This window comes from Acinetobacter sp. UBA5984 (assembly GCF_002429925.1).
Taxonomy (GTDB): Bacteria; Pseudomonadota; Gammaproteobacteria; order Pseudomonadales; family Moraxellaceae; genus Acinetobacter; species Acinetobacter variabilis.
This window is the reverse complement of sequence record NZ_DJBE01000030.1, coordinates 33,198-46,621: the sequence shown is the minus strand read 5'-3', so window position 1 is coordinate 46,621 and position 13,424 is coordinate 33,198. Positions and strand designations below refer to the sequence as shown.

The window sequence follows — 13,424 nt, the reverse complement described above, 5'->3', positions numbered from 1 at the left end:
GTCATCGCCAGCTCATTATTCCAAAAGCCCTCTGCTCACGCAGGGGGCTTTTTTTTATGCGTGGGGTTTCTAGAAAAACAAGTAAATAACCTCCTAATTGTACCTAGATAATAAAAATATAAATAACGTGAAAAGTATAATTAATTAACTTCGCCTTATTTTCTCATTGGTCTGTCTAAAAATTATTCAATTTACGACTTTAGCCTAAATTTTATTAAAAACATCTAACTTGGTAAGTTTTGCAGTAGACAAGGTTTAAAGAATCATCCATTTTATATACAAAAGTGAATGAACGTTCATTTTTTCATAGAATAAAAAAGCTCACAATTGGAGGTGAGAAAAAATGACAGCAACAACAGTGAATGTGAATGCTGTAGTGGATGAAGCAAAGTTTAAACCTTTTCATTTAAAGATCGTACTTTGGTGCGTATTTGTCGTTATTTTTGACGGTTATGATCTGGCAATCAACGGTGTTGCTTTACCTCTACTGATGCAAGAATGGAATATGACGGCAGTTCAGGCCGGAATGCTTGCGAGTACTGCTCTGGCGGGCATGATGTTTGGTGCCATGCTCTTCGGTATGCTGGCAGATAAAATTGGACGAAAAAATGTCATCCTGATTTGTGTGACCTTATTCAGTGGATTTACGTTCTGGGGCGGGTTTGCCTCTGGTCCGACTGAATTTGGCATCCTGCGTTTTATTGCCGGCTTAGGTATTGGCGGTGTTTTACCGAATCTGGTCGCATTAACTTCTGAATATGCACCACAAAAAATGCGCAGTACCTTAGTCACTACCATGTTTAGTGGCTATGCAGTCGGCGGGATTATGGCGGCGTTATTAGGTGCCTGGTTTACCCCAAGTTTTGGTTGGGAAATCATGTTCTATATCGCAGGTATTCCATTATTGATGCTGCCTATACTGTATTTGTATTTACCGGAATCTCTAACTTTCCTAGTAAAAAAACAGCAAAATGAAAAGGCTAGCAAAATTGTTCAACAGATCAGCCCTGAGCAAAATGTCACTGCAAGTACCCAGTTTGTACTGAATGAAGTCCATGCGCCAGATGCTTCAATTGCCGCTTTATTTAAGCAGGGTCGTAGCATGAGTACCTTATTATTCTGGTGCTGCTTCTTTATGTGTCTGCTTATGGTCTACGCATTGGGTAGCTGGTTACCGAAACTGATGATGGCAGCGGGTTATTCTCTGGGTAACAGTTTAATGTTCCTGATGGCGATGAATATTGGTGCAGTAGTTGGAACCATTGGTGGTGGTATTCTGGCGGATCGTTTCCATCTGAAACCCGTCATTATTGGCATGTTCCTGCTAGGTGCTGTATCCCTAGTTGGATTAGGCTTTAATTCTCCACAGGCTGTGATCTATCTGTTAGTCGCTGCTGCGGGTGCTTCGGCAATTGGTAGTAGTATTCTGCTCTATAGTTTCGTGGCTCAGTACTATCCATTGGCAATCCGCTCTACTGGTATTGGTTGCGCGTCTGCAGTTGGTCGGGTAGGGGCAATCGTTGGTCCAATTATTATTGGATTCCTGTTGGGTATGGAGCTGCCACATAAAATGAACTTCTTGGCTGTTGCGATTCCAGCCATTATCGGCGCGATTTCAGTGGCGATGATTGTACGTAAAGATCTGAATGCAGAACGGAATGCTGAGACCTTACTGGCGAAACAGAAGCTGAATTCTATTAAAACCTAGTCACTTTTTGCCAATCCACTTGCTATAAATCTGAATTGAGTCAAAAGATCCCTTTCATAAGAAAGGGATCTTTTGTTTAAAGTATAAAAATCATTCATAAAAAATTGAATAAATCAAAAAATCATTGGTCTATAGATTATTTATATAAGCATTTTAATGAGAATAATAAATGTCTAATTATTCAATTATTTAGCTTTATAAAAATGTGATAAATCACACAAATAGCCGCTATTTTATGGCTGAAATTGCTCCATCATTTGGTCTTATTGTGCACTAAATCTCACTTGCGTATATTGCTGAAACTTGAATATTCCCCCCGGATATTCAAAAGGATTTTATGGACAAGTACTCATGGGAGATGAGAACGATGACAACGGAAACAGTAGATATAAATTCTGTAGTCGATAATGCGAAATTTACGCCTTTTCACTTCAATGTAGTTGCTTGGTGTTTACTCATTATCTTGTTTGACGGCTACGATTTAGCAATCAATGGTGTTGTTTTACCTTTATTAATGCAGGACTGGGGCCTAAGTGCCGTTCAAGCGGGAATGCTTGCCAGTACTGCGCTTGCCGGCATGATGTTTGGCGCGATGATCTTTGGTTCTCTGGCAGATAAAATTGGCCGTAAAAAAGTGATCATGATCTGTATCGTGTTATTCAGTGGCCTGACCTTTGCTGGTGGTTTTGCTTCAAACCCGACTGAGTTCGGTATTTTACGCTTCCTTGCCGGTCTGGGTATTGGTGGTGTAATGCCAAACCTGGTGGCACTGACCTCTGAATATGCACCACAAAAAATGCGTAGTACCTTGGTGACGACCATGTTCAGTGGTTATGCGGTAGGTGGTGTGATGGCTGCCTTATTGGGTTCATGGTTTACCCCAAGTTTTGGTTGGCAAATCATGTTCTTTATCGCAGGTATTCCATTATTCTTATTACCAGTGATCTGGAAGTTCTTGCCGGAATCTTTAGCCTTTATTGTCAAAGACAACAAACAGGAAAAAGCACGTCAAATTGTACGTCGTTTGGCTCCAAATCTAAGTGTTACAGAAACTACCATCTTTAAACTGCCACAGGAAAATGTACCTGAAGCAGCAAACGTGGTGAGCCTGTTCCGTCGTGGCTGTGCAGTAAATACGTTATTGTTCTGGGTCGCTTTCTTCACTTGCCTACTAACCATGTATGCGCTGAGCAGCTGGTTACCGAAGCTGATGATGGCAGCGGGTTACTCAATGGATAACAGCCTGATGTTCATGATGGCAATGAACGTAGGTGCAGTGGTTGGTATTGTGGGCGGTGGTATTTTGGCTGACCGTTTCCACCTGAAACCGGTATTGATGTTCCTCGGTATGATGGGTGCGATTGTGATGAGCTCAATGGGCTTTGCATCTAACCAGTTCCTGCTTTACATTCTGGTGTTTCTGGCTGGTGCAGCATCAATTGGTTCGCAAATGTTGCTATACAGCTATGTTGCACAATTCTACCCGTTGGCAGTACGTTCGACAGGTATTGGCTGGTCATCTGCGATTGGTCGTATGGGTGCGATTGTTGGCCCGATCCTGATCGGTGGCTTACTGGGTATGAACCTGCCTGCACACTTTAACTTTATGGCAGTCGGTTTACCGGTACTGATTACAGCTATTGCGGTTGCTCTCATCATGCATGAAGATGAATCTGAAAAGATTGGTTCAGCAGATACCGTTCCTGCAAAAGCTTAAAACCTAGCTTGAAATAAGAAGCCCCCGAAAGGGGGCTTTTTTATTTACTGTTCATCTAAAGCAATTTAGATTAAAAAATTATGAGTTTAAAAGTTATTAAAAAATGGACTATCGCGAGCAATGGGAAAACTTTTTAAATCCTGAAGTATTTAAAGATCGACTAATTAATATTTCGATGTACATAACTATTTATGAAATGTTGAAAGATTCAATTATTAATCGACTCAAAGACTTTTATGCTATGACTTTAATTGGTGCTAAGGATTTAGAAGGAGAGGAAGAATAGACTTCTTGCGTTAGTCAAAATTTAAACAACCCAAAGCTACATTTTATAAGGTTTTAGCCAATTCAAAAATTAGGTAAAACGCTACTTTCGCAAGAGGTCTAATATAGAACAAAAGTTTTATCAAGACATAAAAATCACCTCTACGCTTCTATTTCTTGGTTAATAGAGAATGGAGTCATTAATAAAGAAGATAAAGAAAATATTGAGGCCTTAAAAAGTTATAGAAACTATTTAGCACATGAAATGAGTAATATAGTTTTTCAATGTTGAAATAAAAGACCTTATGCAAAACTTTCTATGTACATATTAATTGATTCATAAAATTGAAAACTGGTGGATTATTAATTTTGAAATGGCAATCAATCCAGATTTTGCCGATGCTAATCTGGAAGATATTGATGTTAATAATATCGAGTCAGGAAAAAAACTAATGATTGATATGGCCTTGTCAGTACTTTCAGGAAGCGAAGAGCTATTAAAAAAATTCAAAAGTAATTAATCAAAGATTTATATATGATGAACTTTCATGATGTTGGCTGAGTAAAATCAACCATTTCATAATTAAAAAATCAGGTAAACAGTTATGACTATTAAATCATTCTCCCCAATCCCTGAAGATGATGACGAGCTGCATCTTCCTGAACTGGTATACTGGGCCTCGATCGGTGATGTTGAACAGGTTGAGAACGGCCTACAAGAAGGTCTGGACGTCAACTCTGCTGATGAAGAAGGCTATAGCGCTTTACAGGCGGCTGCTGAAAATGATCATCTGGAAGTAGTGAAACTACTGGTGAGCAAAGGTGCAGATGTCGATCATCGCAGTACCTATACCGCATTGGAACTAGCAGAAATGGCCGGTAATAAAGATGTAGTGGCTTATCTGAAAAGCCTGAAAGGCGGCATTTAAATAAAATAAGTTCAAACCATATAAAAGCCTCCAGATGGAGGCTTTTTTATGGTGTGAACTTAGGCAGCATCGCCTTCCAGTTCTTTTAAGATAGCGTCATTGAAAGCAGGAATGTCATCCGGATTACGTGAAGTAATCAGTACCCAGTCGCCAGTATTGCAACGGTGAACCTGTTCATCGACCCATTTACCACCGGCATTTTCCAGATCCAGTTTGAGGCTCTTGTACGAAGTCAGGTTTTTATCCTTAATTCGCTGTGCATCAATCAGAACCCATGGCGCATGACAGATTGCGGCAATTGGTTTTTGCTGATCAGCAAAATGCTGCACGATTTTCTGGGCAGATTCATTAATTCTTAAAGTATCTGCATTCACAGTGCCACCAGGAACAACCAAGAGATCATAATCATCCAGTGTGACATGATCAAAACCGGTATCAGGCGTATATGAGGTAGCAGCTTTAGTATCGCCTTTTACTGTTGCCACCTCTTCATTTTTTTCTGCCGCATGAATCACTTCAAATCCTTTGGATTTTAGAAAATTTAAAGGCTCGACCAGTTCATCATGTTCAACGCCTTGGTTTGAAGTAATAAAGAGGACCTTTTTTACCATGATTGCTGTTCCCAAAAAATGTGAGGATTTTCAGATTAACAACAAGGCGATTCTTACAATGTTGGATTTTTAGCTCGGAACTGTTAAACAATGCTAAGAGTTTATAGATAAAAAAGCCCCAACATCCTGTTGGGGCTTTTTTCGTATCTCGTGTCTAGGTATAACTCCTGTCGTACCTCACGTCCTGGTGCACTACTTTATTCTTCTTGTTTTTAGGTATTTGAGCTTGCTGCTCTGTATGTTTGTAGAATAGTCTGAACCTGAAAGCTGGCATAGACGTCGATGGCATCTATCTTTGTACGTATGGGCTTACAGGGTGAAGGCCAATTTTCATAAGTCATTATATTCCTTAGAAGTGTATATCTAAGCCGATATAAGGGCCTTTAAATTCCAGTTCCAAATCTGGCGCATTATTTTGTTCGGCATCAATATTCATGATGCGATAGCCAACTTTAGCCCCTACATCGACCAGCAGGTTATCAATAAAGTCATATTGCAGTTCAGCCTGAACATCAGTCTTTTTAATATCGCTACCATGACTGTAAACCGCTTCAGCTTTAGCACTCATGCCAGTAAATGGCAGTTTTACCCCAGCTGTAGCATAGAGTAATGGACTGTATTCATCTAGATCGTACTGAGTTAGGGCACCTGCATTCAGATTTCTGACTGTACCATCCAGATTGGTCAGACCAGCACCGATATCAGCATGCACAATGGTATCCAGCAGTTCGTAATACAGAATATAGTCGATATTATTGAGTTCGATATCGGCAGCATTCAGCGGGGTGCTTTGTTCGCTATTGCTGTCCAGATTCACATATTTGATTTTGGCATTTGGCAGTAGTGGTACTGGATGTTCAAATGCGACAGAGAGTTGTGCCATGCCTTGGCGATCCAGGTCCTGTTTGCCGGCATTGGCAGACTGGCTATAACCGTCAAAATTCCAGTAGCTGGCATCTGCTTTAAGACCAATCACATCAGCATGGCCTATGCTGCTCAGTCCTAATCCTAGTAATAATGCAGTGAATAATTGTGTACGCATTTCTAATTTTCCTTACGCTTTCTTTAAATTGAGCGATTTTGTTACCTAAATACATCTTCTTAAACGTAATCAGTAAGTGCATGATATAGGTAATTTCTAAAATGTATATGCTAATGTGAAGGGCAGAATAATGGGATCAACAGCAGCACAATATCATCAAGACTACCCATTATATGTGGCAGGACAGCAGGTACAAACGGGTGAATGGCTGGAGGTCAAACATAAATATAGTCAGGAGCTTTATGCTCGTGTCGCGCTGGCAGATGCTGAAACTTTAGAAAAGGCAATTCAGTCTGCGACTCAGGCAGAAGCAGAAATGGCAGCATTGGAACCTTTCCAGAAACAGAAAATTCTGCTGCATTGTGTGAAGCGGTTTAATGAAATCCGTGAAGAACTGACTGAAATCCTGATTGCCGAAGGTGGCAAGCCACGTAAAGCAGCCGGTGCAGAAGTAGAGCGTTTGATCAATACTTTCCAGATTGCGGCAGATGCGGTCACCCAGATGGATCAGGGCCGTATTTTGCCTCTGGCAGTCACCGCTGCAGCTTCAGGCTATCAGGGCATGGTGAAACAGGTACCGATTGGTGCTGTATCCCTGATTAGTCCGTTTAACTTTCCATTAAATCTGACTGCACATAAAATTGCGCCGGCAATTGCTGCAGGTTGTCCATTCGTGTTGAAACCGGCGAGTCTGACTCCGGTTTCAGCCTTAAAAATTGCCGAGATTCTGGCAGAAACTGATTTACCGAAGAATGCCTTCTCAGTTCTGCCTTGTCCACGTGATCTGGCGGATGTACTGGTCACAGATGACCGTTTTAAATTGCTGAGCTTTACCGGTTCCGATGTCGTGGGCTGGGATATGAAAGCTCGTGCCGGCCGCAAAAAAGTCACACTGGAACTCGGTGGCAATGCCGCAGTGATGATTGAGCCAGATACTGAACTTAGTGAACAGCTGATTGACCGTCTGATTGGTGGCGCTTATGGTCATGCAGGGCAGGTGTGTATCAGTGTGCAACGTATTCTGGTGCATCAGGATATTTTTGAAGAGCTGAAAGACAAGCTGGTTCAGAAACTGCAACATCTGAAAGCCGGTGATCCGGATCTGGAAACGACTTTGCTGGGGCCAATGATCAAGGAAGCTGAAGCTAAACGTTTGCATCGCTGGATGGAAGATGCCGTAGCGCAAGGTGCCCATGTACTGACTGGTGGTGAAGTGAAGGGTGCGATGTTTGAACCAATTCTGTTGGAAAAGGTAGATCATCAACTGGAAATTTACCGTAATGAAGTTTTCGGTCCAGTCGCCATTATTGAAGCTTATAGCGATTTTGAATCAGGAGTTGCCTGTATTAATAGCAGTCGTTTTGGTCTGCAAGCCGGCATCTATACCCAGAATCTACAGAAGATGATGTATGCCTGGGAGCATCTGCATGTGGGTGGTGTCATCATTAATGATATTCCGTCATTCCGTGTCGATAATATGCCTTATGGCGGTGTCAAAGATTCCGGTCTGGGTCGTGAAGGCATTCAGTCTGCGATTCGTGACATGCAGGAAGAACGTATGCTTGTCATCAAATGTTAAGCTGACCGAATCAATCAGTACTATTCCACAATCGGCATAAGGAAGGCCGGTTGTGGATTTTTACTTTTTATTGCTCAAAAAGACAGCAGGCTAGGCAGAAAAGATAGGCTGAATAAATTAAGACACAGCTCTGTTTTTATTCAGAAGAAAATAAGCGAAGAAGGTATAAAAATACTTTTTCAATCTCTATTTAATACTTAATGAGTTAAGAGCGAAAAATTGCTTGAAAACTGTAGTAAAACTTAAAAACAATATATTCCAAAAAGTTTGTATACATATAACTAATAAAATCAAGAGCTCAGCGTAGAATTATTGAGCATTTGATAAGAATAGATTATAAAAAAAGAATGTTTTAAGCAGAAATTACAGAAAAAATTTGAAAAAGTCAGTATTGTTGAACCATCTACAAGGTCGGCCTTCTGCTCAGACTTTAAGCAAGCTGTCCGGCTAGCTGACCTGTTTGTATATTAGAATTCGATGCCCAAAAGGTATAACTCTAATTCAAACACCCGAAATAATTGAAATGCTTCTTCAGTGCTCGCGACAAAACCATAACAAGCAGTATTGAATGAAGTTTAAAGTTTAGGTGTTCTATGACAGATACTCGAGAGAATTGGTCGGCACGATCAGGATTTATTATTGCAGCCATTGGCTCTGCCGTTGGTTTGGGGAATATTTGGCGCTTTCCATACGTTGCCTATGAAAACGGCGGCGGGGCATTCCTGATTCCTTATCTGATTGCGATTTTTGCAGCAGGTTTACCTCTATTATTTTTAGATTATGCAGTCGGACATAAGTTCCGCAAAGCACCACCGATGGCTTATAAAAAACTCATGAATGCAGAATCTCTGGGTTGGTGGCAGGTCATGGTGACCCTGATCATCGGGATTTATTATGCCAGCGTCCTGTCTTGGGCCGGCAGCTATATGATTTATTCCTTTGGGCAGCAATGGGGCACAGATACTCAAGCCTTTTTCTTCAATAGCTACCTGCAAAATGGTGAGGGCCTGACCTTCGGTTTTGTTCCGGTACTGTTTTTTGGCCTGGTAGTCGTTTGGGCAGCGGTGATGCTGATCCTTTACGGTGGAGTACGTCGTGGGGTGGAACTGGCGAATAAAATCTTTATGCCATTGCTGGTGATTTTATTCACGATCCTGGTGATTCAGGCAGTACGTTTACCTGGTGCAGTTGATGGCTTAAATGCCTTCTTTACTCCGAACTGGGAAGCCATGACCAATTATAAAGTCTGGCTGGCAGCTTTTGGTCACATCTTCTTCTCACTTTCGGTGGGTTTCGGGATTATGTTGACCTATGCATCTTACTTGAAACGTAAAACCAACCTGACCGGTTCAGGTATCGTAGTGGCATTGGCCAACTCGTCTTTTGAAATTTTGGCGGGTATTGGTGTTTTTGCAGCACTTGGTTTTATGGCGTTCAGTTCAGGTGCAAAGGTTGAAGATGTAGTCTCTGGTGGTATCGGTCTGGCCTTTATTGCCTTCCCGAAAATCATTTCCAGCTTAGGTGCAGGTGGTGATCTGTTTGGCTTCCTGTTCTTTGGTTCATTGACTGTAGCCGGTATTACTTCCATGGTGAGTATCCTGCAGGTGCCAATTGCGGCATTCCAAGACAAGCTGGGCTGGTCAAAGAACAAGTCAGTGACGATTATTGCGGGTGGTTCAGCAGTTGTATCCACCTTGATGTTCTCGACTCATAGTGCCATTACCTTTGTCGATATCATTGACTACTTCGCTAACAACATTGGTATTGTGGGTGGTGGACTGTTCTCGATTATTTTATTGTCCTGGTTCCGTCGTCCATTGATGAAACAGCTGGAAACACATGTGAACGAGTTTGCCAGTCTGAAACTGGGTGGCAGCTGGAAATTCATGCTGACTGTGATCACGCCCTTATCTTTATTATCGGCATTAGGTTTAACCCTGAAATCAATCATGGCAGAAGGTTATGGTGACTATCCTGCAAGTACACTATGGATGATTGGTGGGGGCACGATTGCATTCTTTATTCTGGGCGCCATTCTGTTCAGCCTAGTTAAAGATCGTCATAGTTAGGAGAACGAATATGAATACATCTGCATTAATTATGATGATTTTCTCCATGGTTTTATTATGGGGTGGTCTGGCACTATCTGTCATGCATCTGGCAAAAAATCCAGAAGAACCAGAAGACTAAAAATCTTCACATAAACACATTGTTGCTGTAAATGAAAGTCATTATCATCTTTGGTGATAATGACTTTTTTTATGGGCAGACTTATGGGAATTGCTCCCGTTACTGATGCACAAGTCTATACTGCTTTTGCAGTGACATTTTTAGCAGGTCTGGCTACCCTGGTGGGTGGGGGATTGGTGCTGTTCTTAAAAAAACCGAATTACCGGGTTTTAGCCTTCGGACTGGCCTTTGCTGCGGGAGCAATGATCTATGTCTCGCTCACAGAAATTTTAAATAAATCTATTAGTTCTTTTAGCCTGGCCTTTGATGAAAAATCCGGTTTTGCTTATGGCACCTTTGCTTTTTTATTGGGTGTGGTACTGGTCTTATTGCTGGATCGATTCGTTCCTAATCCGCATGAAACCATTGAGGCACAATCGAAACAGGATCTGAGTCAGCCGCAACTGCTAAGAACCGGCCTGCTGGCCTTATTCGCGATTAGTGCACATAACCTGCCAGAAGGATTGGCGACTTTTTTTGCGACGCTGGAAAGTCCTGCACTGGGTGCACCTTTGGCGGTTGCCATTGCAATTCATAATATCCCTGAAGGTATCGCAATTGCATTACCAGTTTATGGTGCAACAGGCCGTAAAGACTATGCACTTGTGGCCAGTCTGGTTTCAGGTCTTGCTGAACCTCTGGGCGCTGCGCTGGGCTATTTCATTCTGGCACCATATATGAGCCATACTATTTATGGTATGGTGTTTGGGATCATTGGTGGGGTGATGGTTTATCTGGCACTAGACGAACTCTTGCCGACTGCAAAACGTTTTTCTAAAGGTCATGAAACCGTGTATGGTCTGGTCAGTGGGATGGCGGCACTGGCGACCAGTCTAGTGATTTTTAAATTTGTACAATAATAATCTCAAATCAAGACAATAAAAAAGGCAGCCGAAGCTACCTTTTCTTTTAGCAATATCATTTAAGCAGTCTTTTCAATCCGGCAATAGAAAAAGCCATCGCCTTGACCGGTTTTAGGTAGCAGCTGACGACCATGAATCTGTTTAATACCCCAATTCGCTTCGATCTTGATTTCTTTAGCATCAGCATGGGTAGTAAAGAACTCGACCATCTGCTGTTCGTTTTCTGCTTTGAGAATTGAACAGGTGATATAGAGCAGGGTACCACCGACTTTGAGTTGCTGCCACATATTTTCCAGAATCTGCTTTTGCAGCTCTACCGTCTGGGTGATATCAGTTGAATGACGCAGTAAACGAATATCTGGATGGCGACGCATTACACCGATGGCTGAACATGGCGCATCCAGCACGATACAGTCCGGCTGTTCCGGTGCCTGCCAGGTAATGGCATCTGCAGCCTTAATTTCAACATGATCGCCTTCCAGTAACAGACGTTCAAGATTTTCAGTGACACGTGTTAAACGCTTGGCATCCTGATCCAGTGCAATCAGTTTACGCGGCTGATATTTTTCTAGAATATGCGCCGTTTTACCACCCGGTGCTGCACAGGCATCAATAACATACTTGTCATCCAGATTTGGCAATAAGGTAGCGCAGAGCTGGGCATGTTCATCCTGTACCGAAAAACCACCGATATCAAAACCAGGTAAATCAGGTATTTGTACATTGGCATCGAGAATAATCCCGACCTTGGAAATCGTACAGGCGTGGGCAGGAATTTCGTGCTCTTCCAGAATTTCCAGATAGTCCTCGCGGCTAACCTGACGTTCATTTACGCGCAAGGTCAGTGGAGCAATCTGCTTTAACTCATGACTTAGTTCAGTGAGCTGTTCTGGCCAGTCTTTTTTCAGGCGTTTAAAGAGCCAACTTGGCAGGCCATGAGCCTGATCCAGTGCTGCCTGAAATTTCGATATTTCACGTGAAACACGGCGCAGGATGGCATTCACTACGCCACTTAAAGCCTGATAGCCGAGTTGCTTTACGGCAGTCACGGTTTCAGAAATGGCAGCGTGTGGCGCGATTCGGGTTTCCAGTAACTGGTATAGGCCGACATAGAGACAGGTTTCGACCGTGTCATTATTTAAAGGCTTCACTAGCAGAGGCAAGGTAATACTTTTAAGTGCATACCATTGACGTAAAGTACCCAACACCAGTTCATGGAACAGGGCACGGTCACGGTCAGCCACTTTCTTTAAATGCAGCGGCAAAATGCTAGCCAGAGATTGTCCTTGCTGTACAGCAAGTAAGGTACGAATCACTTGGGCACGCAAGTTAAGGTGAGATGTGCCTGATTCAGAATGACTCATGCCAATAATTGTCCTACATGTAATTTTTGGGTCTGGTTAATTTGTACCGGATTGAGCGGTTTGCCGCCCGGCCATTGCAGTGAAGTGAGACACACTGCTTTTTCATCACCACAGGCTACATGCACACCCTGTTTATCAATCGCCAGAATCGTGCCAGCGGCATGACAGTGTGCATTTTTTTCTGAGAGTACCGAACCCCAAACCCGCAGGTTGTTATTTTCATCCAGAGGGATAAAAGCCACCGGCCAAGGATTAAAGGCACGGATATTACGGTCAATATTAGAGGCAGTACAGCTCCAGTCAATTCGGGCTTCTGCTTTAGACAGCTTATGAGCATAGACGGTAAGTTCTTCGTCCTGCACTTCCCGGGCAGCTAAATACTGTTGTAATTTTTCTTCAGATTCCAGTACTGCTACAATCGCTTCCGCACCTTGCGCAGCCAGTTTATCGTGCAGGCTGGCTGAGGTATCTTCTGCAGTAATAGGACATAAGGTTTTATACATCATGTCACCGGTATCCAGCCCGGCAGCCATTTTCATGATGGTCACGCCAGTTTCGTGATCACCTGTTGCAATTGCACGTTGGATCGGCGCAGCACCACGCCAGCGTGGCAGCAGTGAACCATGAATATTCAGGCAACCATATTTAGGCGTATCCAGAACCACTTGCGGCAAAATCAGACCATAGGCAGCTACAACCATCACATCAGCATCCAACGCTTTTAACTCAGCCTGAGCTGCCAGACCTTCTTCTGTTGAAGACTTGAAATGAAGTGGCTGATATACCGGAATGTCATGTTCAAGCGCCAGCTGTTTCACGGCAGAAGCGGTAAGTTTTTGACCACGACCGGCTTTACGATCCGGCTGAGTATAGACCGCCACAATTTCATGATCGGTTTTGAGAAGCGCAGCCAATGCAGTTGCTGCAAATTCTGGTGTGCCTGCAAATATGATTTTCACACATGAAATTCCAAATAAACTTGGCAGCTATTATAAGCTAAAAGCCAAATGGCCGCCTAATCTACAATGCACTTAACTGTTACAGCGATTATAGATTCCTACTTTTAATTAAATTTTATATAAAAAAAACTCATGCAAATTCTAAAAATTATTCATGAA

At 42.6% G+C, this 13,424-nt stretch carries 14 protein-coding genes; 10 read left to right on the top strand and 4 right to left on the bottom strand.

The features are described 5' to 3' along the window. Nucleotides 1-343 precede the first annotated feature (343 nt). The 6 genes from B3J29_RS04695 (at nt 344) to B3J29_RS04670 (ending at nt 4,618) form a co-directional block, all read left to right on the top strand. Complete coding sequence (locus B3J29_RS04695) at nt 344-1,708, top strand: MFS transporter (RefSeq protein ID WP_034171560.1); 1,365 nt, start codon at nt 344-346, stop codon at nt 1,706-1,708. 367 nt (nt 1,709-2,075) lie between these two features. Further along, nucleotides 2,076-3,425, top strand: a complete 1,350-nt coding sequence (locus tag B3J29_RS04690) for an aromatic acid/H+ symport family MFS transporter (protein WP_286964514.1) — start codon at nt 2,076-2,078, stop codon at nt 3,423-3,425. Nucleotides 3,426-3,528: 103 nt separating this feature from the next. Next, on the top strand, nt 3,529-3,711 hold the full coding sequence (locus tag B3J29_RS04685; protein ID WP_286964513.1) for a hypothetical protein: 183 nt from the start codon (nt 3,529-3,531) through the stop codon (nt 3,709-3,711). A gap of 150 nt (nt 3,712-3,861) precedes the next feature. Further along, the gene (locus B3J29_RS04680) at nt 3,862-3,981 is read left to right on the top strand and encodes a hypothetical protein (RefSeq protein WP_414632196.1); all 120 of its coding nucleotides are present in this window, start codon (nt 3,862-3,864) and stop codon (nt 3,979-3,981) included. A gap of 40 nt (nt 3,982-4,021) precedes the next feature. Next, nucleotides 4,022-4,210, top strand: coding sequence for a hypothetical protein (locus tag B3J29_RS04675; protein WP_286964512.1), 189 nt, complete (start codon nt 4,022-4,024; stop codon nt 4,208-4,210). A gap of 84 nt (nt 4,211-4,294) precedes the next feature. Then, nucleotides 4,295-4,618 (top strand): ankyrin repeat domain-containing protein, encoded by a 324-nt coding sequence (locus tag B3J29_RS04670; protein ID WP_286964511.1) that lies wholly within the window; start codon nt 4,295-4,297, stop codon nt 4,616-4,618. A 59-nt stretch (nt 4,619-4,677) separates the two neighbouring features. Here the strand turns inward: B3J29_RS04670 and B3J29_RS04665 are convergent, their stop codons facing one another. Continuing rightward, on the bottom strand, nt 4,678-5,229 hold the full coding sequence (locus tag B3J29_RS04665; RefSeq protein WP_005233163.1) for a type 1 glutamine amidotransferase domain-containing protein: 552 nt from the start codon (nt 5,227-5,229) through the stop codon (nt 4,678-4,680). 349 nt (nt 5,230-5,578) lie between these two features. Further along, nucleotides 5,579-6,271: a TIGR04219 family outer membrane beta-barrel protein gene (locus B3J29_RS04660; RefSeq protein ID WP_286964510.1), complete on the bottom strand. Its 693-nt coding sequence runs from the start codon at nt 6,269-6,271 to the stop codon at nt 5,579-5,581. A 130-nt stretch (nt 6,272-6,401) separates the two neighbouring features. Here B3J29_RS04660 and B3J29_RS04655 point away from each other — a divergent pair, with 130 nt between their 5' ends. The 4 genes from B3J29_RS04655 (at nt 6,402) to zupT (ending at nt 10,939) form a co-directional block, all read left to right on the top strand. After that, complete coding sequence (locus B3J29_RS04655) at nt 6,402-7,850, top strand: aldehyde dehydrogenase family protein (RefSeq protein WP_286964509.1); 1,449 nt, start codon at nt 6,402-6,404, stop codon at nt 7,848-7,850. A 593-nt stretch (nt 7,851-8,443) separates the two neighbouring features. Continuing rightward, nucleotides 8,444-9,919, top strand: coding sequence for a sodium-dependent transporter (locus B3J29_RS04650; protein ID WP_034171557.1), 1,476 nt, complete (start codon nt 8,444-8,446; stop codon nt 9,917-9,919). A gap of 10 nt (nt 9,920-9,929) precedes the next feature. Then, complete coding sequence (locus tag B3J29_RS04645; protein WP_081402679.1) at nt 9,930-10,040, top strand: methionine/alanine import family NSS transporter small subunit; 111 nt, start codon at nt 9,930-9,932, stop codon at nt 10,038-10,040. An 83-nt stretch (nt 10,041-10,123) separates the two neighbouring features. Further along, the gene (gene zupT, locus B3J29_RS04640) at nt 10,124-10,939 is read left to right on the top strand and encodes a zinc transporter ZupT (RefSeq protein ID WP_286964508.1); all 816 of its coding nucleotides are present in this window, start codon (nt 10,124-10,126) and stop codon (nt 10,937-10,939) included. Between the two features lie 62 nt (nt 10,940-11,001). On the opposite strand, the gene rsmB is transcribed toward zupT, so the two are convergent. Further along, on the bottom strand, nt 11,002-12,306 hold the full coding sequence (rsmB, locus tag B3J29_RS04635) for a 16S rRNA (cytosine(967)-C(5))-methyltransferase RsmB (protein WP_286964507.1): 1,305 nt from the start codon (nt 12,304-12,306) through the stop codon (nt 11,002-11,004). Next, entirely contained in the window at nt 12,303-13,265 is a 963-nt protein-coding gene (fmt, locus tag B3J29_RS04630) for a methionyl-tRNA formyltransferase (protein ID WP_180014507.1), read from the bottom strand. Before fmt ends, rsmB begins: the two co-directional genes overlap by 4 nt. Nucleotides 13,266-13,424 lie beyond the last annotated feature (159 nt).

Excerpts from the sequence above, each read along its gene's own strand:
- B3J29_RS04650 (WP_034171557.1), top strand. The coding sequence starts at position 8,444 with ATGACAGATACTCGAGAGAATTGGTCGGCACGATCAGGATTTATTATT.
- B3J29_RS04655 (WP_286964509.1), top strand. The coding sequence starts at position 6,402 with ATGGGATCAACAGCAGCACAATATCATCAAGACTACCCATTATATGTG.
- B3J29_RS04695 (WP_034171560.1), top strand. The coding sequence starts at position 344 with ATGACAGCAACAACAGTGAATGTGAATGCTGTAGTGGATGAAGCAAAG.
- B3J29_RS04660 (WP_286964510.1), bottom strand. The coding sequence starts at position 6,271 with ATGCGTACACAATTATTCACTGCATTATTACTAGGATTAGGACTGAGC.
- B3J29_RS04685 (WP_286964513.1), top strand. The coding sequence starts at position 3,529 with ATGGACTATCGCGAGCAATGGGAAAACTTTTTAAATCCTGAAGTATTT.
- B3J29_RS04690 (WP_286964514.1), top strand. The coding sequence starts at position 2,076 with ATGACAACGGAAACAGTAGATATAAATTCTGTAGTCGATAATGCGAAA.
- rsmB (WP_286964507.1), bottom strand. The coding sequence starts at position 12,306 with ATGAGTCATTCTGAATCAGGCACATCTCACCTTAACTTGCGTGCCCAA.
- B3J29_RS04670 (WP_286964511.1), top strand. The coding sequence starts at position 4,295 with ATGACTATTAAATCATTCTCCCCAATCCCTGAAGATGATGACGAGCTG.
- B3J29_RS04645 (WP_081402679.1), top strand. The coding sequence starts at position 9,930 with ATGAATACATCTGCATTAATTATGATGATTTTCTCCATGGTTTTATTA.
- zupT (WP_286964508.1), top strand. The coding sequence starts at position 10,124 with ATGGGAATTGCTCCCGTTACTGATGCACAAGTCTATACTGCTTTTGCA.
- B3J29_RS04665 (WP_005233163.1), bottom strand. The coding sequence starts at position 5,229 with ATGGTAAAAAAGGTCCTCTTTATTACTTCAAACCAAGGCGTTGAACAT.